At 40.6% G+C, this 21,826-nt stretch carries 28 protein-coding genes and 1 tRNA gene; 23 read left to right on the forward strand and 6 right to left on the reverse strand.

The window, feature by feature from the left end; genetic code table 11:
• From H5182_RS22400 to alr, 15 genes are all read left to right on the forward strand, one after another.
• Positions 1–110 (forward strand): TrmH family RNA methyltransferase (locus H5182_RS22400; protein WP_404936222.1); only part of this gene is annotated, 110 nt, incomplete at its 5' end.
• A gap of 253 nt (positions 111–363) precedes the next feature.
• On the forward strand, positions 364–705 hold the full coding sequence (gene rpsF, locus H5182_RS18245) for a 30S ribosomal protein S6 (RefSeq protein WP_145236974.1): 342 nt from the start codon (positions 364–366) through the stop codon (positions 703–705).
• A 54-nt stretch (positions 706–759) separates the two neighbouring features.
• A complete protein-coding gene (gene priB, locus H5182_RS18250) occupies positions 760–1,077 on the forward strand; it encodes a primosomal replication protein N (protein WP_182731625.1) in 318 nt (105 codons plus the stop codon).
• A gap of 12 nt (positions 1,078–1,089) precedes the next feature.
• Entirely contained in the window at positions 1,090–1,317 is a 228-nt protein-coding gene (gene rpsR, locus H5182_RS18255) for a 30S ribosomal protein S18 (protein ID WP_002962753.1), read from the forward strand.
• Positions 1,318–1,353: 36 nt separating this feature from the next.
• Complete coding sequence (rplI, locus tag H5182_RS18260) at positions 1,354–1,806, forward strand: 50S ribosomal protein L9 (protein WP_145236982.1); 453 nt, start codon at positions 1,354–1,356, stop codon at positions 1,804–1,806.
• A gap of 278 nt (positions 1,807–2,084) precedes the next feature.
• Positions 2,085–2,522, forward strand: a complete 438-nt coding sequence (locus H5182_RS18265; RefSeq protein ID WP_310736427.1) for a type IV pilin protein — start codon at positions 2,085–2,087, stop codon at positions 2,520–2,522.
• Positions 2,523–2,524: 2 nt separating this feature from the next.
• Complete coding sequence (locus tag H5182_RS18270) at positions 2,525–2,974, forward strand: GspH/FimT family pseudopilin (protein WP_182731624.1); 450 nt, start codon at positions 2,525–2,527, stop codon at positions 2,972–2,974.
• Positions 2,974–3,387: a prepilin-type N-terminal cleavage/methylation domain-containing protein gene (locus tag H5182_RS18275; RefSeq protein ID WP_145236995.1), complete on the forward strand. Its 414-nt coding sequence runs from the start codon at positions 2,974–2,976 to the stop codon at positions 3,385–3,387. Before H5182_RS18270 ends, H5182_RS18275 begins: the two co-directional genes overlap by 1 nt.
• A complete protein-coding gene (locus tag H5182_RS18280; RefSeq protein WP_182760417.1) occupies positions 3,387–3,911 on the forward strand; it encodes a PilW family protein in 525 nt (174 codons plus the stop codon). The genes H5182_RS18275 and H5182_RS18280 overlap by 1 nt, the downstream gene beginning before the upstream one ends.
• Complete coding sequence (locus H5182_RS18285) at positions 3,911–5,743, forward strand: hypothetical protein (protein WP_182760418.1); 1,833 nt, start codon at positions 3,911–3,913, stop codon at positions 5,741–5,743. The genes H5182_RS18280 and H5182_RS18285 overlap by 1 nt, the downstream gene beginning before the upstream one ends.
• Positions 5,744–5,934: 191 nt before the next feature.
• A complete protein-coding gene (locus H5182_RS18290; protein WP_182718069.1) occupies positions 5,935–6,486 on the forward strand; it encodes an RNA polymerase sigma factor in 552 nt (183 codons plus the stop codon).
• Positions 6,473–6,955: a hypothetical protein gene (locus H5182_RS18295; RefSeq protein WP_182731620.1), complete on the forward strand. Its 483-nt coding sequence runs from the start codon at positions 6,473–6,475 to the stop codon at positions 6,953–6,955. The genes H5182_RS18290 and H5182_RS18295 overlap by 14 nt, the downstream gene beginning before the upstream one ends.
• A gap of 11 nt (positions 6,956–6,966) precedes the next feature.
• Positions 6,967–7,911 (forward strand): DUF4097 family beta strand repeat-containing protein, encoded by a 945-nt coding sequence (locus H5182_RS18300; protein ID WP_145237012.1) that lies wholly within the window; start codon positions 6,967–6,969, stop codon positions 7,909–7,911.
• Between the two features lie 100 nt (positions 7,912–8,011).
• The gene (dnaB, locus tag H5182_RS18305; RefSeq protein ID WP_145237015.1) at positions 8,012–9,391 is read left to right on the forward strand and encodes a replicative DNA helicase; all 1,380 of its coding nucleotides are present in this window, start codon (positions 8,012–8,014) and stop codon (positions 9,389–9,391) included.
• On the forward strand, positions 9,391–10,470 hold the full coding sequence (gene alr, locus H5182_RS18310) for an alanine racemase (RefSeq protein WP_145237018.1): 1,080 nt from the start codon (positions 9,391–9,393) through the stop codon (positions 10,468–10,470). Before dnaB ends, alr begins: the two co-directional genes overlap by 1 nt.
• Positions 10,471–10,479: 9 nt before the next feature.
• Here the strand turns inward: alr and H5182_RS18315 are convergent, their stop codons facing one another.
• Complete coding sequence (locus H5182_RS18315) at positions 10,480–10,719, reverse strand: DUF2960 domain-containing protein (RefSeq protein WP_145237021.1); 240 nt, start codon at positions 10,717–10,719, stop codon at positions 10,480–10,482.
• A 131-nt stretch (positions 10,720–10,850) separates the two neighbouring features.
• Between H5182_RS18315 and H5182_RS18320 the strand changes: the two genes are divergently transcribed.
• Genes H5182_RS18320 through H5182_RS18330 form a run of 3 tightly spaced genes read left to right on the forward strand, consistent with a single transcriptional unit; the run spans position 10,851 to position 12,566 of the window.
• Positions 10,851–11,102: a hypothetical protein gene (locus tag H5182_RS18320; protein ID WP_145237024.1), complete on the forward strand. Its 252-nt coding sequence runs from the start codon at positions 10,851–10,853 to the stop codon at positions 11,100–11,102.
• 25 nt (positions 11,103–11,127) lie between these two features.
• Positions 11,128–11,751: a nicotinamide riboside transporter PnuC gene (pnuC, locus tag H5182_RS18325; RefSeq protein ID WP_145237027.1), complete on the forward strand. Its 624-nt coding sequence runs from the start codon at positions 11,128–11,130 to the stop codon at positions 11,749–11,751.
• 8 nt (positions 11,752–11,759) lie between these two features.
• Positions 11,760–12,566, forward strand: coding sequence for a phosphotransferase (locus H5182_RS18330; RefSeq protein ID WP_182760419.1), 807 nt, complete (start codon positions 11,760–11,762; stop codon positions 12,564–12,566).
• On the opposite strand, the gene H5182_RS18335 is transcribed toward H5182_RS18330, so the two are convergent.
• Positions 12,563–12,745, reverse strand: a complete 183-nt coding sequence (locus tag H5182_RS18335) for a helix-turn-helix domain-containing protein (RefSeq protein ID WP_145237033.1) — start codon at positions 12,743–12,745, stop codon at positions 12,563–12,565. The two genes, H5182_RS18330 and H5182_RS18335, sit on opposite strands and share 4 nt — an antisense overlap.
• Positions 12,746–13,001: 256 nt before the next feature.
• On the opposite strand from H5182_RS18335, the gene H5182_RS18340 reads away from it, so the two are divergent.
• Together H5182_RS18340 and H5182_RS18345 are read left to right on the forward strand one after the other, a co-directional pair.
• Positions 13,002–13,076: transfer RNA gene (locus tag H5182_RS18340), tRNA-Arg, on the forward strand.
• 353 nt (positions 13,077–13,429) lie between these two features.
• Positions 13,430–15,535: an ATP-binding protein gene (locus tag H5182_RS18345; protein WP_145237036.1), complete on the forward strand. Its 2,106-nt coding sequence runs from the start codon at positions 13,430–13,432 to the stop codon at positions 15,533–15,535.
• Positions 15,536–15,541: 6 nt separating this feature from the next.
• Here H5182_RS18345 and H5182_RS18350 read toward each other — a convergent pair whose 3' ends face one another.
• Positions 15,542–16,513 (reverse strand): zinc transporter ZntB, encoded by a 972-nt coding sequence (locus H5182_RS18350; RefSeq protein ID WP_145237039.1) that lies wholly within the window; start codon positions 16,511–16,513, stop codon positions 15,542–15,544.
• 149 nt (positions 16,514–16,662) lie between these two features.
• On the opposite strand from H5182_RS18350, the gene H5182_RS18355 reads away from it, so the two are divergent.
• Genes H5182_RS18355 through H5182_RS18365 form a run of 3 tightly spaced genes read left to right on the forward strand, consistent with a single transcriptional unit; the run spans position 16,663 to position 19,052 of the window.
• Positions 16,663–17,091: an ATP-dependent zinc protease gene (locus tag H5182_RS18355; protein WP_145237042.1), complete on the forward strand. Its 429-nt coding sequence runs from the start codon at positions 16,663–16,665 to the stop codon at positions 17,089–17,091.
• A 10-nt stretch (positions 17,092–17,101) separates the two neighbouring features.
• Positions 17,102–18,007, forward strand: a complete 906-nt coding sequence (rimK, locus tag H5182_RS18360; RefSeq protein ID WP_145237045.1) for a 30S ribosomal protein S6--L-glutamate ligase — start codon at positions 17,102–17,104, stop codon at positions 18,005–18,007.
• Entirely contained in the window at positions 17,994–19,052 is a 1,059-nt protein-coding gene (locus H5182_RS18365) for a succinylglutamate desuccinylase/aspartoacylase family protein (protein WP_145237048.1), read from the forward strand. Before rimK ends, H5182_RS18365 begins: the two co-directional genes overlap by 14 nt.
• Before the next feature lie 72 nt (positions 19,053–19,124).
• Here H5182_RS18365 and H5182_RS18370 read toward each other — a convergent pair whose 3' ends face one another.
• The 3 genes from H5182_RS18370 to H5182_RS18380 form a co-directional block, all read right to left on the reverse strand.
• Positions 19,125–19,691 (reverse strand): mechanosensitive ion channel domain-containing protein, encoded by a 567-nt coding sequence (locus H5182_RS18370; RefSeq protein WP_145237051.1) that lies wholly within the window; start codon positions 19,689–19,691, stop codon positions 19,125–19,127.
• Positions 19,692–19,743: 52 nt separating this feature from the next.
• On the reverse strand, positions 19,744–21,450 hold the full coding sequence (locus tag H5182_RS18375) for a hypothetical protein (RefSeq protein ID WP_404936223.1): 1,707 nt from the start codon (positions 21,448–21,450) through the stop codon (positions 19,744–19,746).
• A gap of 69 nt (positions 21,451–21,519) precedes the next feature.
• A complete protein-coding gene (locus H5182_RS18380; protein WP_182760421.1) occupies positions 21,520–21,819 on the reverse strand; it encodes a DUF3630 family protein in 300 nt (99 codons plus the stop codon).
• Positions 21,820–21,826: the final 7 nt, after the last annotated feature.

A 21,826-nucleotide genomic window follows, 5' to 3' on the forward strand; every position in this document is an offset into this window, starting at 1 on the left:
TGTTAGTTAAAATCCCAATGGCGGGCACTGTTTCAAGCTTAAACGTATCTGTAGCAACAGGTATTTGTTTATTTGAAGTACTGCGTCAGAGAAATACGACACAGCCATAAAAGAAAAGCTTTAAGCTTGTAGCCGTCAGTTTAGAGATAAAATTTGAAACCATGCTTGACTTAATAAGCATGGTTTTTCTTTTTGAGCGGATAGCTGATTTTTCAACTTACCACTTAAAGCTAAAAACCTACTTGCTTAATTTTCCGACTAAGCGTAAAATGCGCGCTCATTTCGGCCTATTTAATATTAATTCCTTGCCTTAAACCGACCGGCTGAAACGGTAGAAGGCTCTATTAACCGTAAGGAATATCCATGCGTCATTACGAAATCGTATTCATGGTTCACCCAGATCAGAGTGAGCAAGTTTCTGGTATGATCGAACGTTATACTGGTTCTATCACTGAAGCTGGTGGTGTTATCCACCGTCTTGAAGACTGGGGCCGCCGTCAACTGGCATACCCAATCAACAAGCTTCATAAAGCTCATTATGTTCTTATGAACGTTGAAGCACCTACTGAAGTAATCAGCGAGCTAGAAACTACTTTCCGCTACAACGATGCAGTGCTTCGTAACTTAGTTATGCGTACTAAAGACGCTGTAACTGAAGCATCTCCTCTTGTAAGAGAAGAGAAGAAAGAAGCACCAGCTGCTTAATTGTTTTGAGTCCAAGCATGGCACTTGATCAGCGATAATTTTAAGGTAAACCATATGGTCAGTCCTTTTATGAATCAGCTGGTTATTTCTGGGGTTGTTTGTAAAACACCTAAGTTTAGCCAAAGCCCTGCTGGTATCCCGCATTGTATTTTTGTTGTAGAACACAAATCAATGCAAATTGAAGCAGATCTTAACCGTAATAGTTATGTACGGCTTCAAGTGGTTGCTAGTGGTAAGCAAATGCAACAACAGACTCAACATTTGCACGTTGGGCAGGCATTGCAAGTGAGCGGTTTTTTAAATCGTCACGAAGGTCGTAACGGCCTTAGCCAATTGGTTTTGCATGCTCAGCATATAGAAAGAATTATTTGAGGAATTTATCTCATGGCACGTTATTTCAGACGTCGTAAGTTCTGCCGCTTTAAAGCGGAAGGCGTACAACAAATCGATTATAAAGATCTAGCTACTCTTAGAAACTATGTTACAGAAAGTGGCAAAATCGTACCTAGCCGTATTACAGGTACTAGCGCTAAATACCAGCGCCAGCTAGCAACTGCTATCAAGCGTGCTCGCTACTTAGCCCTTCTTCCATACACTGACTTACATAAGTAAGCAGCGGATTAACACGTTTTTAAAAGGTGTAGAAACATGCAAGTTATTCTACTAGATAAGATCGCTAACCTAGGTGGCCTAGGTGACCAGGTTGTAGTTAAATCTGGCTTCGCACGTAACTTCCTTTTCCCACAAGGTAAGGCAGTTCCTGCAACTAAAGCTAACGTTGAAACTTTTGACGCACGTCGTGCTGAGCTTGAAGCGAAAATCGCTGACCAGCTTGTTGCTGCACAAGCACGCGCTGATAAGCTTGAAGCATTAGCTGAAGTTACATTAGTATCTAAAGCCGGTGACGAAGGTAAGTTATTCGGTTCTATCGGTACTCGCGACATCGCTGACGCTATCTCAGCTGTTGGTGTTGAAGTTGCTAAGTCAGAAGTTCGTTTACCTCTAGGTACTATCCGTGAGACTGGCGAATTTGACGTATCAATCGCAGTTCATTCAGAAGTAACGGCTACTATCAAAGTAATCGTAATCGCTGAAGCTTAATTTCTAATTAAGCGAAAAAAGCCGTGCTGAAAAGCACGGCTTTTTTGTTTATTATTCTCACACATATCACTAGCTAGCATATCATTTCCCACATAAATAATTGATTAAAGTCCCTTTTTTAGGTTTTTTATCTGGTATAGTTTGATTTAAAATAAAAACTAATTATTTATACCTATTAAAATGTAGCTGCATTGTAATTAGGTTACAGATTATTGACAGTGACAGCGTTGTCACTGTATATTGTTTGTGCACTGGGCATAGTGTTAAGGATGTTTAAATTGAAAGAGCAGATGATAAAAAATGCGAAGCTTTCTTCTGGTTTCACATTAATCGAGTTATTAATAGTCGTTGCCATTCTAGGCATATTATACAGTGTAGCTATGCCTTCATATATTGAGCATATGGAGCGTAGTCGCCGTGCCGATATTCAACAAGTAATGTTGCAACATGGTGCAGTATTAGAGCGTATTTATTCGCGTAATGGTGGTTATCCAAATGCTTTTGATACGGCAAAAAATACAGATTTTTATACTTTTACTTATACAGCGCTAAACCGCGTTAGTGGCGCTGCAGCTGATGCTAATTTTAAAAGTCGTGCTTTTACATTAACTGCAACCCCAAAAATCGGTTCTGCCCAAGCAGGAGATCGCTGTGGTGCATTAGTGATTAAGCATGATGGCACACAATCAGCTGATGCTAATAGTTGCTGGGAGTAACAATGACTAGAACAGCCGGTTTTACATTAGTGGAGTTGATGATTGTGGTTGGGATCGTTGCGATTATGGCGGTATTAGCGTTTCCTTCTTTTAGCCAGCAAATCATGCAAGATCGGGTTGTTACCACCGCAAATCAGCTCAATAGTGTGTATAAATATGCGCGCAGTGAGGCGGTAAAACGTAATCGTGAGATTAAGCTAGTGGTAAGTGGTGATAAATGGCAGGTAACAGCAGCTGTTGATGGTGTTGATACAGTATTAAAAGAATTCGTCATCCAACATCATGGTGTAACAGTTGGTTTAGTTGATCGTACCGTGTGGTCAAGTGGCGAAATCTCTGCGGCGAGCGAGATTTTAATTAAAGATGACAATGATAAAACGGTAGATTATTACTTGTGCATTTTAAAAAGCGGCCAAAATTGGTTAGCTGAAAAATCAGTGGCATGTGCATAATGATTAAACAAAGTGGCTTTTCATTATTAGAAGTGATGCTGTCAGTTGTTATCGCCGGTATTGCTTTATTAGGGTTGGCAGCAGCTCAGCTCAAATCGCTACAATATGCCACTAACAGTTTTAATTACACTGTATCGCTGGTGCAAGGGCAAAATACTTTAGAGCGTATTTGGCCTCGCTTGTGTGAGTTACAAACGACAAATCCAGCTTTATTCACGGATGCTAACTTTCGTGCCTCTTTAGACCCGCAAATCGATGATTATCAGCTGAGCTTACCTGCGGCGTATGCGCATGATATGCAAATCACAGTTTCATGGGCTGATGAGCGGATCAAGCAACAAGACCCTGCTCAATTAGAAAATCAAATTACCTTAAATGCTAGTTACCCTGAGCTACCAGTTGGGTGTATTTGATGATGGCAATTTATCGTCCGCGAGGTTATACCCTTGTAGAACTGATGGTGGCTCTAGCCGCTGGTTCATTCCTACTAGCTGGAGTTAGCCTTTCATACTCAGCTATTAAAGGCACTATTTCAGTTAGTAAAGAGCTTGAAAATGCGCAAGAAGTAATACGTTACACAAGTAAGGTTTTTACGCGTAGCATTAAACAAACACCAAGCGCACCTTTGGTTGCAGCAGATGGCTCGGCAATTACTGTTACTCAGCCAACTGGGGTTATCACCTGTAATGGCAGTGTATCAACAGCTGATATAAATGAAGTTTATAGCCTAGTAGGCAATAATTTAATGTGTACATTAGGAGCAGCTCCAGCAGAGCGGTTATTGACGGGAGTCGCCCGGTTGAGTTTTGCAATTGATAATAACATTGTCACTATTAATGTTGGCCCAGAGAACTTACCTGCGCAATTTGGAAACACTATTGCCATTGATATTGCGGTCTCTAATGTTATTTTAAACAATGCTTTTGGTGGTGTGTAATGGCTAAAAAACAAAGTGGTTTTACGCTTGTAACAGTACTTATCCTCACCAGTATGGCGAGTATTGTGGTACTTAATTCATTGCGTGAAAATATTATTCAAGAGCGTATGAGTGGCAATTTTCAAAAGAAAATAAATAGCCGTTTACTCGCTGAAAAAGGTGTTTTCGAAGAAGCTAAGTTATTACAGCAAGCTTTTTCAGATGATAAAACCTTAGATATCGATGGCTTGATCGCAGCTACAGGCGCAGCATCAGGCCGCGGTTTGATTGGTGAAGATGCAACTTATAATGCCAGTATTAGTAAAAATGCTGCTGGAGAGCTGGAAATCATCAGCTTGGGTGAGCGTTATGGTGGTGATGCACAAAGTAATTTAGTCGCACGGTTTGGATTTACGCCAGGTAAAGGAGGCTCTGTTTTTGAGAACGCAATTGTGGGCTGTGAAGGGGTGTCACTCAGTGCCAGTGGTCGAATTGATAGCTATGACTCAAGTAAAGGGGATTACGATCCTGACAAGGCTGAGGCTGGCGCTGTCATAGGCACGGTTTATAAAGATAAGGATGTTACATTATCAGGTGCTTCAACTATTTGGGGGAGTGTTCATGCGACTGGCAGTATTACTTTTTCCGGCTCATCTCCAATCACAGGCACATTGCGTGCAAATAACCATATTACAATTGATTCGAATTTTACAGTATCGACTGATCCTGTTTTACCCGATGGTTTTCCACTTGATACAGCTGTAGGCGGAGATGTTTTATCGGCGGGAGGGGTTACCTGGAAGCAAGGAAAAATATTAGGCGTAGTTAGAGCAAATAAAGATCTTAACTTCCCTAATAACAGTGCGAGTACTGTGCTAGAAAATAGAAATAATGACGGCTTAGACGTTTTATATGGCGGCAAATTAAATGCAAAAGATTTAGCACCACACCTTGAACAAGGTGGTATTCCTTACTCAGATCCACGTTATAATGTATCACCAAATGTTGAGTTGGTACCTTTTCAAGATCCTGATAATTTTACAGCAGGGCAAACACAGTGCGATTCAATAAATATAACAACGGTTGTTGATGGTCTGGTTGATCCTAGCGCCGAAAATATTATTGTGAAACACGGTAGTTCAACACTAGTCTCTGATAAGCCAGAAACACGTGTTATCTACGAGTTAACGCCTGAGATAGCTCAGTCTAAGATTGAAAATCAAGGTGATTATGTATGGGAAAAGTGGTTAGGCGCACGTCCTGCGACACTTAATTATACGTTAAACACAATTGAGAACGTTGTTGATGTAAAAGTATTAAAAGCAGGTAACTTCTCATTAAATAATGGCATTTTAAAAGTCGCGGGTGGTGATGTAACCTTGATAGTAAATGGTCACTTCATGATGGAAGGCGCTTCAGAGATCCATATAGCACAAGGCAGCAGCTTAAGCCTTTATGTCAACGGTAAAGTAAAATTGAAAGCGTCTCCAGGGTCGATCACAATGAAGCATGGGTTAACCAAAACTGGTAAACCGGTATTCAGTATTTATTCCAGCAATGAACAAGCCAATGGTATTGATATTGATGCTGATGCTAATTTGTATGCAGCCATCTATGCGCCAAAGACTGATGTTAAAGTCGTCGCTAATGGTGGTTTCAGTGGCTCAATTCGGGGCAAAACGGTTTCAGCGTCTGGCAAAGGTGGTATTCACCATGATTCAAATCTAGCAAATATAAGTAGTGGTGGGGGCAGCGCGTCTGACGGCAAATTAGTTTTCCTTGGCTGGTCATATAAAGTACCGGAAAAAACCACTGAAGGGCCCGAAGAAGATCCCCCAGAAGCAACGTTATAAAACCACTTGATAAAACGGCTAGCTGATAAGTTAGCCGTTTTTTGTTAAAAATAATTTCATGTCATTTAAACCTTTTCACTTACATCTCACGTCTAACTATTCAAGAAACTTAAAATTCTGAAAGATCGTATTTCCTGAGTGCTTAGGTATACTCATTTCATAATAATAATCATAAAGGGACAACATCAACGATGTTGATAGATGCAAAACATGCTTTTACACAGCTAAGCGAAGATGCACTTATTACCCGTGTAAAAAGCGGTGATCAAAATGCTTATGCTGCACTTTATGAATTACATGTAAAGCGGGTTTATGGATTGTGCTTACGGTTACTCGCAGATCGCGAACATGCCGAAGATGCAACTCAAGAAGTATTTGTGCAGCTGTGGCATAAAATCGCTAGCTTTGAAGGACAGTCACAGTTTTCAACTTGGCTGCACAGTGTCACCAGTAATATTGCGATTAGCTATTTACGTAAACATAAGAATTGGTTGCAAAAAGTAGTGAGCTTCGAGCAAAGCGGTATGGATGAACAAAGCGCAACAGATTGCCAAGGTCTAAATGGACTCGACAAGTTAGTATTACGACTACCTGAGCGAGCTCGTATGGTATTTGTGCTGCACGCCATTGAAGGTTATCGCCATGAAGAGATTGCCACTATGTTAGGAATGGCAGTGGGTTCTAGTAAGTCGCAATTTCATCGCGCCCGTCAGTTATTAAAAGAGTGGTATGAAAATGAGTAAGCCTAATTTTGAAACATTTTTAGCTGAGTCAATCAATAACACTGAGTCAGAGATCTCACCACAAAAAGATTTATGGCCAGGTATCGAAAAAGCATTAACGCATGCTCCTCAGGCGCAAGGTAAAGCTGCGCTGTGGCCTAAATTAGCGGGTGTGGCAGCATGCTCAGTGGCGGCTTTATTAACCGTGCAGTTGCTGTTTTCCGGCTCTGAGCCTGCGACAAGTGTGGTGATGAGTGACTATTTTACCCAGCAAAAACAAACCTTGTTGGTGCAATATCAAAATCAGCCTGCATTGACAGATAACTGGCAACAGCAATTAACAGAATTAGAGGACGCTGAGCGGGCAATAAAGCAAGCCCTCGACAATGAGCCTGAGAATCCAGCGTTATTAAAAATGCTCGCACAGGTTTATCAGCAGCAATTAGATCTAATCAATAAGGTGCATGCACCGAAGTGGCAACAAATTTAGGAGTATCAACCATGAAAACATTACTATTAGCACTAACTTTATTGCCGTTTTTCGCCTCTGCTGGTGAGAAAATCAATGAACAAATTGAGGTGCCCGCTAATAAGCGTATTTTTATAGATAACCAACGCGGTGATGTACGTATTGAGGGCTGGGATAAATCACAATTACAGATCACCGGTGAGCTTGATGATAAAGCACAAGGGTATCGTTTAGAAGTGGCAGGAGATCGTATCGAATTTATCGTTAAAATGCCGCGTAACAATAATAACGGTTGGAATAGTGGCGATGGTTCTCAATTAGTTATTTATATGCCAAATAGCAGCGAACTTGAATTTACCGGTGTTAACGCCACTATCAGTGCTAAAAATTTGATCGCCGGGGCTGATATTGATGTCGTTAATGGTGATATTAACTTACAAAACATCAGTGGCAATATTAGTGTGGATACCGTTAATGGTGATGTCAGTGCGATAGGCTTAAAAGGTGATATACGCTATGAAACCGTAAACGGCGAAATTAATGACAAAGACTCACAAGGCACGCTGCGCTTTACTGCTGTCAATGGTGATATTAAATCCAAAACAGCAGCTCAAGAAGTTCGCTTAGAGAATGTTAATGGCGATATCGACTTTGCTTTTCAGGCATTAAAAAGCTTACGTATTAGCACGGTAAATGGTGAGAGTGAAATACATATTAATGAGTTACTAAAAGGTGCGCAAATTACTTATGAATCTGTTAGTGGCGATGCCGATTTTTACTTCCCGACGGATGTTTCTGCGCGGTTTGAAATTGAAGCGCATGCCAATGGTAAAATTATTAATGAGTTGAGTGACGATAAAGTTAAAAAAGCGAAATATGGGCCATCAAGTGAATTGGAGTTTGCGGTTAATGGTGGTGATGCTGATATTGAAATAGACACTATCAGTGGGCGCATAGAATTACGTAAGCAAAAGTAATCTCCCGTAGCAAAGTAGGAAAAGAAATCCTGCTTTGCTCTTTGCACAACGTAGCCAAGTAGATAGAATAGAGGCCATTCATTGTTAGTATTGCGAAGTTATGGCTAAACCAGATAAACAAGTCGACACTCTTAAAGTTCCTCCTCATTCCATTGAAGCAGAGCAATCTGTTTTAGGTGGCTTAATGCTTGATAATCAAGCCTTTGACCGTGTTGCCGAGTTGGTCGTTTCGCAAGATTTCTATACACGTACCCATAAGCTTATTTTTGAAGCCATGGTCGAGCTTGCTGAAATAGGCGATCCAATCGATTTGATCACCATATCAGAGAGCTTAGAGAAAAAGAATTTACTCAGTGGTATCGGTGGTTTTGCTTATTTAGCTGAAATTGCTAAAAATACGCCAAGTGCGGCGAACATCGACGCCTATGCGAATATCGTACGCGAACGTGCTGTGGTACGTGAAATGATTGGCGTTGCCAATGAAATAGCCGAAGCAGGTTTCAATCCGGAAGGGCGCACCAGCCACGATTTACTCGACTTTGCAGAGAGTAAAGTGTTTAAAATTGCTGAGCAGCGGACAAAAAGTAACGATGGTCCGCAAAGTATTCACAGCATCTTAGAAAAAACAGTCGATAAAATCGAAGAGTTGTACCAGTCGCCACAAGATGGTGTGACGGGGGTAAGTACCGGTTATGCCGATCTAGATAAAATGACCACTGGTTTGCAGCCATCAGATTTAATCATTGTGGCCGCCCGTCCGTCGATGGGTAAAACCACATTTGCGATGAACTTAGCTGAACATGCCGCAATGACACAAGATAAGCCTGTGCTTATTTACTCATTAGAAATGCCCTCGGAGCAGATTATGATGAGGATGTTGGCATCCCTTGGTCGAATTAATCAGACCAAAGTGCGCACCGGTCAATTGGATGATGACGATTGGGCGCGTCTTTCATCAACCATGGGGCTACTGATGGAAAAAGGAAAGATGTATGTTGATGATGCATCAGGTCTAACTCCAACAGATGTTCGCTCACGTGCGCGTCGTATAGCTCGTGATCACGGTGGGATAAGTATGATCATGGTCGATTACTTGCAGCTGATGCGCGTTCCCAGCCTCTCTGATAACCGTACTTTAGAGATTGCTGAAATCTCACGGTCACTTAAATCATTAGCAAAAGAACTCCAATGCCCAGTCGTAGCACTGTCGCAGCTAAACCGTACTCTAGAGCAGCGTGCCGATAAACGCCCAATTAACTCCGACTTACGTGAATCAGGCTCTATCGAGCAGGATGCCGATTTAATCATGTTTATCTACCGCGACGAAGTATATAACGAAGACAGTACTGAGAAAGGGATTGCTGAAATTATCATAGGTAAACAACGTAATGGTCCAATTGGTAAAGTACGTTTAACTTTCCAAGGTCAGTTCTCGCGTTTTGATAATTACGCCGGACCTGCTGTAGATGATGATTACTGATGCGTTTAGCTATTGCCGAAATTAACTTACAAGCACTTGCTCATAATTTAGCGCAAGTGCGACAGTTTGCGCCTAATAGTAAAGTTATGGCGGTATTAAAAGCCAATGCTTATGGCCATGGTTTAGTGAAAATAGCGCAGCACCTTAATGATGCTGACGCATTTGCAGTGGCACGAATAGATGAAGCTCTAGCACTGCGGGCGGGTGGGCTGACCAAGCCTATTGTGTTGCTGGAAGGTTTTTTCCATCAAGATGATTTGCCGATTTTATTAGCCAATAACTTTCAAACCATTATCCATGATGAAAATCAGCTCAGGGCACTTGAAAATGCAAAGCTCGATGAACCAATCAGTTGCTGGTTAAAAATCAATACCGGTATGCATCGTTTAGGGATTGCACCAACGCAGTTGAATGATTTTTATCAGCGCTTGCAAGCGACGAATAACGCTAAAGATACAATCAATTTAATGACGCATTTTTCCAGTGCCGATGATGTTAATGATCCCAAAACAGCTGAGCAAATTGCTTTGTTTGATTCATTAGTGCAAGGCAAACAACAAGCACATTGTTTAGCAAATTCGGCTGGTATTATAGCTTGGCCTGCAGGTCATGGCGACTGGGTACGTCCAGGCTTGATGATGTATGGTGTATCACCAATGCTTAACACTTCTGGCAAAGACCATCAGCTGAAGCCAGTGATGCGCTTAACCACTAAGGTCATTGCAATTCGCGATGTTGATGCCGCGCAAGGTGTTGGTTATGGTGGTTGTTGGCAAAGTGCTCAGCCGACTAAGCTTGCAGTGGTTGCCATGGGCTATGGTGATGGTTATCCGCGCCATGCTAGACATGGCACACCTGTAGTGATTGCTGGCAAACGTTATGGTATTGCTGGCAACATCTCTATGGATATGATCAGTGTTGATATTGGTGCAAATGCTGATGGCATCAAAGTCGGCGATGAGGTGGTGATGTGGGGCCCAGAATTACCCGTTGAAGAAATCGCCCAATGTGCCACGACAATCCCTTACGAGTTAGTCTGTAATATTACCCCACGGGTAAGCTATGAATATTTAGAGTAATGCTAAGCGTTACTCTTTGATAAAATACACATCGCTAAAACCCATGCGAGCAAACTCTTCATCACGAAAATTACGCACTGCCGCAGAACCTTTTGAAGTCATAGCAATTTGTTGTTCCATCTTTAAATAATTTGTTAAATCAATCCCTTCAGCCGCGGCAATAGCCTGATACATATCGCGATATTTATCTTTTGCAAAATTAATTTCGCGAGGCTGATTTTTAAATTTGTACGTAATGCGTCGTGCCATGAGTCACTCATAAAATAATTTAATTGCGTTAATTTTACACCTTCTTCGACATCCGCTCTACCTTTGAATGACTTGTAGCTTAGCTCAAGTTACAATAACGGTCATATTTTTAAATAAACCAAGGAATTGTCATGAAATTATCTGTAGAGATCAGTAAGTACCCACTTCATCAAGATTATATCCCATTTATTAAGGGGTTTATTGATCGCTTAAATGAATATGACGATTTAAAAGTAATAACAAATACCTTGTCGACGCAAATTTTTGGGGATTACGATTTAGTAATGTCAGTGCTTAGTACAGAGATAAAACGTTCATACGAAGAGTTTGGCAAAGCTATTTTTGTTTGTAAATTCCTCAATGGTGATCTCTCTCCCCAATAGCAGCTAAAGCCTTAGTGGATCAATTATGGAATTTATTACAGAAACTCTCGCAGGGTTTACTGCAATGTCGCACTGGGAATATATCGCAGTGGCGCTCTCTATGGCATATTTGCTATTAGCAATAAAAGAAAATCTGTGGTGTTGGCCTGCGGCATTTTTTAGCACCCTTATTTATACCATAATGTATTGGAATGGTGCTTTATTAATGGAATCGCTATTGCATTTTTACTATATGTATATGGCGGTTTATGGGTGGGTAATATGGCGAAAAGGCGACGCTAATAAACATCAATTAGTGATTACCTCATGGTGCTTGCATCAACACTTATTCATTATTATTGCGACTTCGATTGTGGCATTAATATTTGGTTATGTGATGAACAATCACACCCATGCAGACTTTGCTTATTTAGATAGTTTTACAACCTGTTTTGCTGTTGTTACAACGTATTTAGTTGCGAAAAAAGTACTGGAAAATTGGCTGTATTGGATTGTTATTGATGCGGCTTCGATGTATTTGTATTACGAGAAAGGCTACTACCCAACATTAGCGCTGTTTATTTTCTACACCATAATGGCAGCATGGGGGTTTAAAACCTGGTATGAAGAGTATGAGCAAAATCAAGCTAAGCCTTTGGCGCAATTATAAGAAGCAGTATGACAGGTAAAGAAATTAGCGGCATTTTTGCCGCTTTTGATCCACAACTAAAGGTATTGAGCAATGAGCGGCTATTTAGCGGCTTAAGTAACGATAACTTTTTAGTGCGTACTGCACAGCAGGCTTTTTTATTAAAGTGCTATCGCGAGCATTGGCCAGCGCAAGGCTTGGCAGCACAAACTGTATTTGCGCAGCAGCAGGTATGCCCCAAACCACTGTGGACTGATGAAGTTAACAAGCTGGCGATTTTTGAATACCTAGAGGGGGATATTGCACAAGGGGATTACACTTTAGAGTTGTTGCAAAAGTTGATTGCTTTTCATTGCCATGATGTTGTTACTGAGGCGATGGATATAAAGTATGAGCTGGATTTTTATAAACAAACTCGCTTATATCAGCAATATCAAGCAAGCGTTGAGGATGCATTAAAGCAAATCGCGTTATTACCCCGTGATGAAGGTTTTTGCCATAATGATTTAGTAAAAGAAAACATTATTGTGAATAGCCAAGGCATGTTTTTAATTGATTTTGAGTACGCTAAAAGTAATGACGTATACTTCGATTTAGCAGCACTAACTGTTAGCTTTGCGTTGAATGATAAGCAAAAAAATAGCTTACTTTCAAACTACCAACAGCAATTGCCTGCTATTCAAAAATTTCACAATTCACTGCAAAAGCTTGAATGCTATCAGTTGGTGTTTTTAGTGTTGTGTATTTGTTGGTATAGCGCACGCTCAGTCGATAATAAAGTGACTGAGTTGCGTACGCAGTTGGATTGTTTGATTAGCTCAATGGAGCATCGTTAAAGACCACCAAAACGCGCCGCAAGTTCTTTGTATTTTGCAACTTCATCTGCATCAAATAGTGGTTCGCCGTTTTCATCAACAGATTTCGATATTAATAAACTTTCCCGGGCAAGACGCTTTACACGTTCAACTTTAACCCCTAAAAACTCCGCTACTTGCTCGGTTGACATTAAACTCATAGATACTTCCTCATGTTAAACCTTTTACAAGCGCCTTAAAAAGTCGTTAAACGGGCATTTATATGTTGCAAAATGGTTAGTGATTTTTATTAAGTATAATTTAATAGCTGTTTTTTGCTTGCTTGTGAAGTAATTTATTATAATTTGCTGAATTATTAAGCATCTAAGCGATAGAAGCTAGCATTTAATTGCATATGCCTTTATTATTGCTCGGCCTAAGCACTGATATCGCGAGTTGGTGTGGTGGCACAAATGTGCTCTCGTGGTGAAATGGATATCACGTGGCCCTCCGGAGGCTGAGTTGTAGGTTCGATCCCTACCGAGAGCGCCATTTGCAATAATGCCCAGCCTTTCATCAAAGGCTATCAATAATAACTCTCTATCTTACTCCACTGTGTTTGCCCTCAATCACACTCTTTTAGTACTCATGATGTAAATAAACCCCTACTAATATTTTGAATTAAATAAATTGCACAAGTGGTAAAACTGACAACTGGACTATACTCATAATTCATTATCTTAGGGAATTGTATTATGCACTACAGCTCGCCTCCATTAAAAATGGGGGGATTACAGTTTCATGTCCTTTTGCATACTAAGTAAGTCGAGCACAGTTGTTATTAGGCAATGCCTGTGAGTGTTGTGTTAAATGAGCTCTTTAGCAAAGGGTACTCTGGAGATTGAATGAATATTAAAACCCGTATTCTGGTGTTTGTCATTTTGTTTGAGATATTGGCTTATTCAACCCTACAGTTATTCAACACGCTAATTTACAAAGAATCTTTGGATGAATTTAAGCAAAATGAAATTCAGGCTGTGTTTAATGGCACTATTTCCCGTATCAATCATCTTACAGAACAAATGCAAGGTCATGCGATCGATCTGGCTCTAAGTGGTGAACAGTTATACTTTCTGCGTCATCAAAAATCTACTCCCATGGCTGATATCAAGGAACTGGCTCAGCGCACGTTACAAAACAAGTTTACTAGTTTTGAGCAAGCTATGGGCGGAGGGCTTTGGTATCAACCGCAGGTACTGGATGAGCAGTATCGTTATTTTGGCCCATATGTATATAAAGAAAATAAACAGCTGCAATTTACGTGGGATCTCAATACACCACAGTACGATTATTTTTCTCAGGATTGGTACCAGCTTGCTGTACAGCAAGGGTGGGGATTAAACCAATCAAGCTATCGTCCTATATTTTGGACTAACCCTTATTACGATGATGCAGGCTCATTCTCGTTGATGATGACCATAGATGCGGTGATGCTTGACGATAACCGCAGTCCGATTGGTATGGCGACGCTCGACTGGTCTTTAGCTGAGTTAAGTGAGTTTTTAGTCAGCATTAAAGTGACCGAAAATGCACAATCATTTTTATTTCACCGGGATTCTGAGTTAATTATTGGCTTTACAGACAAGCCTCAAACGGTACAGCAGTTGACCGATGACTTTCCTTGGGCGGCAACATTAGTAGCTCAAAGTCGGTTAAGTAAGGTCAATAGCTTTGGGTTTGAGCAGCTAGCAATTGAAGATAAGTATATTTTTTATCAGCTTAGTGAGAGCGGTTTTATCTTTGGCTCATTAGTTCCTAAAAATGATTTAAGTAAACAAGTTGATAAAGTGTCTTCTTGGGCTTTAATCACAGGCAGTGGCATAGGGCTCGGCTTTATTATACTGATGATTTTTATCCTCAAAGCTTTGTTTAGCCCTTTTGATCAGGTATTAAATATCATAAAAAGCTCTATTCGTTATGGTAGTAATAAGCAAGTTAATCTACTGCCAGTTGAGTATGCTAAACGCAATGAGTTTACCCCAATTATTACTGCTTTAAATGATGTGTACTTACAAGTAAAAAGCTACGTCAGTGAGATTGAAGATGCGAATACCAAGTTGATGTCTTCACAGCAACAAGTAAAACAGTTAAATGCGGTACTTGAGCGTAAAGTGGCTCTGCGTACTGCTGAGCTTGAGACTAAGACCAAAGAAGCAACATTATCGCTGGAACAGCTAAAACGTACTCAGCAACAGTTAATTGAAAATGAAAAGCATGCGTCGTTAGGACGATTGGTTGCTGGAGTTGCTCATCAAATAAATACCCCATTGGGTATTTGCGTCACGGCTGCATCAGTACTGGAAAGCACCTCGAAAACCATTCATGGCAAAGCGGCTGCGGGTAATATGTCGAGAGAGGAGTTTAATCAGGCCTATGATCATATAATACAAAGCACAGAGTTATTGAGCGTTAATCTCCACAGAGCTACAAATCTAATCAATAACTTTAAACAAGTTGCGGTAGACAACGATACACAGGAAAATCGCTGGTTTAACTTAGGTGAGTATATCGATAATATTCTGCTGTCAATCCACTCACGTGTTGACCAAACGCCTCATAAAGTTAAATGCCAATACCAGCAAGAAATTCGTTTTTTTGCCTCACCAAGTGCATTCTCGCAAATTTTAGGGCAGCTAGTGGAAAATGCCTTAGTTTACGCTTTTGATGATTCAACGCCTGGGGAGGTGAACATTACAGTGAGTAAACATGATGAACAACTTCAGCTGATAATCAGCGATAATGGTAAAGGCATGCCAGAAGATGTCCGCAAGCAAGTATTTGACCCGTTCTTTTCTACGAATAACGCACAACTGAGCTTAGGTTTGGGGTTGCACATTGTTTATAATTTAGTAATACATAAACTAGCCGGTACGATAGAGTGCCAGAGTCAATTAGGTACTGGCACTACTTTTATCATTACTATACCAATCAATGTAATTGAACAACCGTGAGTATTTTTAAAGCCACTTTTTATTTTTGAAGTAAACGCCGATGGCACCGGTGATCACGACTAAAAATATAACAAAAAAACTAAATGCGTAAGGGCTCTCTGTACCAGGGATACCGCCTACATTTACGCCAAGTAAACCGGTTAAAAATCCTAGCGGTAAAAACAGTGCCGCAACCACCGACATCACATACATACGCTGATTTAATTGTTCAGAAACCTGATTAGTAATGGTTTGTTGAATAATTTGCGCACGTTCAATAGAGCTGTCTAATTCTTCAATAAAGCGGATCAGTAGATTGGTGGTTTCGTTTAACTTGGCTTTGTCGTTTTCACTAAGCCAGCTGTATTTGTTTGCCATTAAAGTACTGAGCGCTTCTTTTTGTGGCCTTAAGTAGCGTTTTAAACCAATTGATTGACGGCGTAACTGCGACAGTCCTTGGTTATCAAAGCGCTTGGTCGGCTCGTCAATTTCATCTTCAAAAATATCTAGAGTGTCATCTAAACCATCAATTACCCCTTGCATACGTGAGGTAAGATTTTGTGTAAGTTGGCAAACTAATTCAGAAATGCTAACTGGCCCAGTTTTTTCTTCCAGTGCAGCTAAAATATCTTGGACTGAAAGTAAACGGCGTTTTCGGGTAGTGACCACTACATTTTCATTGATAAATAAACGAATTGAGACCATGTCTTCAGGGCTCTGCGCAGGATTTAAATTCACGCCTCGTAAAAACAACATACAACCGTTAGTTACTTTGGTGATACGAGGGCGTGTTTCATCGGCTGTTAATGATGCAAGTTCATAATCAGTCAACAATTCACTGTTTTGTAACCAATCTATGGCTTCACTTTGGCTATAATCAAGATGAACCCACAATTTACCTTGCTCAGGCTGCCAGTTATGTAGGTCTGCGCTATTATCAATTGTGCGTGCGCCGCCTTGTTCATCAAGTATAAGTGCGTGTAGTAAACCATTGAACATAGTAAATTCTCATTAATCCTGTATGTTAATATAGTTGACTATTGAGTGACTTAGGTCAATTAAATTAGCTTATCATTTGGATAAAATTATTTCATTTGTGTTTTTATCCGTGTAGCGTATAAGACAGTTTTTTATTAAAGGGCACATTTATGACGGCAAAGATAATTGTTGGTTGGCGTGAGTGGTTAAGTTTACCTGAGCTTGGCATTAATCAAATTAAGGCTAAGATTGATACGGGCGCCCGTACGTCATGTATTCATGCTCTTAATATTGAAGAATATGAGCGAGAAGGCGAAAAGTGGGTTAAATTTATTGCTCAGCCTTTGCAAGAAGATGAGCACACTCAAATTGAGTGTGATGCTAAAGTAAAAAAGATGAAATATGTAACCAGCTCAAGTGGGCAGCGTGAGTTGCGGTATTTTATTGAGACTAAGCTCTGCGCTGGTGATAAAAGTTGGCCAATAGAAGTCACTTTGACCAGCCGAGCGAGTATGAAGTTTAGAATGTTATTAGGGCGCACAGCCATGGAAAATCGTATAGTCGTTGATCCGGCTTTATCTCATTTATTAGATAGTTAAGGTTTTAACTATGAAAATTGGTATTTTATCTCGTAACAAGAATTTATATTCAACGCGTCGTTTAATTGAAGCAGCTGAGATGCGTGGTCATGAAGTAAAAGTGATCGATGCATTACGTTGTTACATGAACATTAACTCTGAGCAACCAGAGATCCATTATCGCGGTGAAAATTTAAAAGATTTTGATACCATAATCCCGCGTATTGGTGCTTCAGTTACTTTTTATGGTTGTGCAGTACTGCGTCAGTTTGAAATGATGAATGTATTTCCTGTTAATGAATCAGTTGCTATTTCACGTTCGCGAGATAAATTACGTTCGTTACAGTTGTTATCACGTAAAGGCGTTGGTATGCCGGTAACCGGTTTTGCTAGCAAGCCAGATGACGTTAAAGACTTACTTGAAATGGTTGGCGGTGCACCTGTAGTTATTAAGCTGTTAGAGGGTACTCAAGGCATTGGTGTGGTGTTAGCTGAAACACGTAAAGCAGCTGAGAGTGTTATTGAAGCCTTTATGGGCTTAAAAGCTAATATCATGGTACAAGAGTATATTAAAGAAGCTGGTGGTGCTGATATCCGCTGTTTCGTACTTGGTGACAAAGTGATTGCCGCAATGAAGCGTCAAGCACAAGATGGTGAGTTCCGTTCTAATTTACACCGCGGTGGCAGTGCAACATTAGTGCGTATTACGCCAGAAGAACGTAGAACAGCAGTAGCTGCAGCTAAAGCAATGGGCTTGAACGTAGCTGGGGTTGATTTACTTCGTTCATCACGCGGACCTTTGGTAATGGAAGTTAACTCTTCACCAGGTCTTGAAGGTATCGAAGTAGCAACAGGAAAAGATATTGCAGGTATGGTGATCGAATTTATCGAAAAAACCGCTGCAACCAAAAGGACCGCAACGCGTGGCAAAGGTTAGAATCAATAGTGCGTTTACCTTATTAGGTGAAACGGTGGGTGTCGGTGAGCGTAAGACGCTGGCTCTAGAAGCAGCTAAGCTGTACACCCATTCGCCGTTGAATATCCCAATAGAGGTAGTGAATGGAGTTCAAGCAGGGCCTGTTTTAATGGTCTGTGCGGCTATTCATGGTGATGAACTCAATGGCGTAGAGGTCGTACGCCAATTATTAGCAAAAATAGATGCTAACCAGCTGCGTGGTACGCTGATTGCTGTGCCGATTGTTAACGTATTTGGTTTTATTCATAAGTCACGTTATTTACCTGATCGCCGTGATATGAATCGTAGTTTTCCGGGCTCTATTCGTGGATCGCTTGCTGGACGTATGGCACATATGTTCTTTTCGCAAGTGGCCATTCATTGTACGCATATTATTGATTTACATACTGGCGCAATACATCGCACCAATTTACCGCAAATTCGCGCAGATTTGAGTGATGAAGCAACGGCACAAATGGCGAATGCATTTGGTACACCAGCCGTTATTGACGCGTCACTTCGTAATGGTTCACTGCGAAGTGAGGCCGCGAACTTAGGTATTCCGGTGATCACATACGAAGCTGGAGAAGCGCTGCGGTTTGATCCAATTGCAATAGCGGCTGGTATGCAAGGCGTTGATTATGTCATGCGTCATTTAAAAATGATCCGTGGCAAGCGTGCTAAAAAGTTACCTGAGCCAATTATTGCCAGCTCTACCAGTTGGGTGCGTGCTGAAGTCGATGGCATTGTGCGTGCGCAAGTATCATTGGGTGAGCGAGTAATGAAAGGGCAAATATTAGCTTATATCAGTAGCCCGCTCGGTGATTCTGAGCTGGAATTATTAGCGCCAAGAAGTGGTATAGTGATTGGTCAACAAACTATGCCACTGGTTAATGAAGGTGATGCAGTGTTTCATTTAGCATATTTTGCTCACGCAAACAGCTTGGTAGAACAACAGCTTGAAACCTTTATTGATGAAATAAGTGATATTGAAGATGAGTTAAAAACAGCGGAATTAAATAATTAATTGCTGATTGTAACTGATCAAAAAAGCCGTTTAAGGATATTCTTAAACGGCTTTTTGTTATGTGCTTTTCGTTTATTGCAGCTTTTTAGGTCCAATAGCGCGCTTAACCGCGATTGCTTTAGTAGGTTTCGGCTCTTTATTTAAAACCATCACCGGGCGAGTAACAAATAGGTTATTAGGATAAATAACTCGGTGCCCATCAACATGTTCTAATACCACATTCATCAAGCCCATCTCGACAATACGCCCCTCAACAAAGTTCGCGCCGTCAATAACTCTAACCCAATAACCAACACGACAGTCATTTTGAATAAACATTAGCAAAAACGAGGTTAGATTGCTTAATAGCGACCAAGCTGCAAATAGTGCAACACCTAGCATGGCAAACAAAGATGAGCCAAGTACCAGTAAACCCCGTAATTCAATACCCCAAAAAACTAACACTAAGCACAGCATTACAAATGCGAGAATAATTTTCAGTAATAGTTCGGCACGATATTTACGGTGAATATCGACTTTGCCCTTAATAGTTTTTTCGAGTAATTTTTTAGTCAGTTTTAATAGTACAGGAAAAAGTAACAGAGCAACTAAAGTGACGACGAGTTTATACTGCGTGCTAAGAATATCTAACAGTTCCACAATCAATCCAAATGCGGTTTAGGAGCAACTAGTTTAGCGTTTTTAGCACACTTTAAAAGGAATTTTTTACAGTGACTAGCCATTGAATAGAATCAACATCATCACTTTTATCAAGTGGAGCGGCGATATCTAAATGGATCACAGTTCCTGCATTTGCTCTGCTTGGAGCGAGCCGTAACCCGATACCTATATTTTTCAATACTTGGCCATTGTTACCGTTATTTTGGTCATTAAACCAAGCGCGACCAATATCAAAAAATGCAGCTCCACCAACTTTAAACAGCTGAAGCAGGTCGTATTCCCAATAATAGCGTTTTTCAAGATTAACTAAAAAACTACGATCGCCTTGTTGGTAGTCTAGCGGATAGCCACGTAGGCCATTTTCGCCGCCTAAGATTAGCTGTTTGTCGGGAGTTAGGTTTTTAGCATAGTCTAAGCGTATTTTGGCATACCACGATTGTTCAAAACTGGTGTTTAAATAATACTGCACTTGAGTGCTCGCGAGTAAGTTCTCTACTTTGCTTTGTTGTTCGTTCCAATTACCATCTAGGCTAGCATGAAAGCGCCAAAGGGTATTATCGCCACTAAAATGAGCTTTTTTCGCATCAAAAGAGTAAATAGCGCGGCTATCGTCATTGCTTAGTTCTTCACTTGCATAGCCTAATAAACCTTGCACATTCCAACCAAGATTTAAATCTTCAGTACGATAAATACTGTCGAAATTACGCACTTTTATGTAGTGATCCTCAAACCAATGACCATTGATATATGGATAGCTTAGCTCCCGTTTTTCAGCCAATGGTGTGACGGTATTTACTGTGCTCTCAAAAGCTTGCTGTTCATGGGTATAACCGACGCTAATGCGTTGAGTCCAATTATTAGCAAGCTGTTTAGAGTGGCCAAAGTGAATGCGATTATAGTCTGTTTTCTGGATAAATTGACTGAATACTTCACCACGTTTGTAAAGAGATTCAGTTCGTTGATCAGAAAAGCTTAATAAACCATAGCTGTAAGGTGTCTCAATAGAGTAAAAAGGGTAGCTAAGCTCGAATAAATGGCGTTTACCATCGTCGTTATCAGAGTATTCTATGCGACCACGGTAGCGGCTAGAAAGTATATTAGGATCATCATAAACAAACAGGTAACCATTTCGTTCAGCATCAGTAGTGCGAGCGAGTGATAAACGTTTACCCCAGCCAAATAAATTGGATTCACGAAAACCAATACTCGATTTATTTTCGCCACCGCTGCGGCTAAAGCTAATTTCTGGTAGTAACGTCCATAAGTCGCGGGTGATCACTTTCACATCTATGTCACCATTGCAGTTAGTTTCTGCTTTTATTCTGGCATCGTATAGATAACTTTGGCGACGTAATAAGCGCTCTGATTCGGCGAGTTTTTTCGGCTCATAGTGATCACCAGGTTCGAACAATAAAATACTTTTTATAACATTAGGCTCTGTGGTCATATGAACGCGATTAGCAAAGCGAAATAATGCGTTATTTTCTGCTTCTAAATTGGTATTGAAAACGTTGAGTTGCTCAAGTTCGACCTGGGCTATTTTTGCATTATTAGTTTTTTCTGGCAGCTGTATATCAACATCAAGTTGGCGACGTAGATTTTTTTCAGTGGGTGTAGTTGTGCGCTGATTACTGCAACTTTGCTGCCCGTCATTAAACGATTGCGCTAAGCCATAGGATGAATAGAGCAAAGTGCTGCAACAGCTAGACAATAAAAGTGCATAAGCGTTATTTATCACCATTGAAATCCTTGATTATGGGTTTTTAGCGTTTACCCACTACACACTAAGTTAGTGTATAAGTCTACCTCATTGTTGCAATAGTGTAAGAAAATAGTGTGCTAAAGTTGCTAATAAATGCTCAGCTTCAATGCCTTCGCCATTAATCCAAATGCTGTTACTGTAATGTTCAAAGTTTAAATTAAAGCTCTGCTGCGCATACGTAAAGCGGCATTGGTGGCGATCCGCTCCCGCTGCAAATTCACCAATTACTATTTCTGGGCCATGTAAAAATAACTGCGCCCAAAGCTCGAAATCATCATCGTTGGGCATTTCGCTGGGGATAATAATAATGGCATTATGTTGATTATCTAGTTGCAGCTGAGTCATCAATTTT

Source organism: Pseudoalteromonas sp. SG44-17 (assembly GCF_014164235.1).
GTDB lineage: Bacteria > Pseudomonadota > Gammaproteobacteria > Enterobacterales > Alteromonadaceae > Pseudoalteromonas > Pseudoalteromonas rhizosphaerae.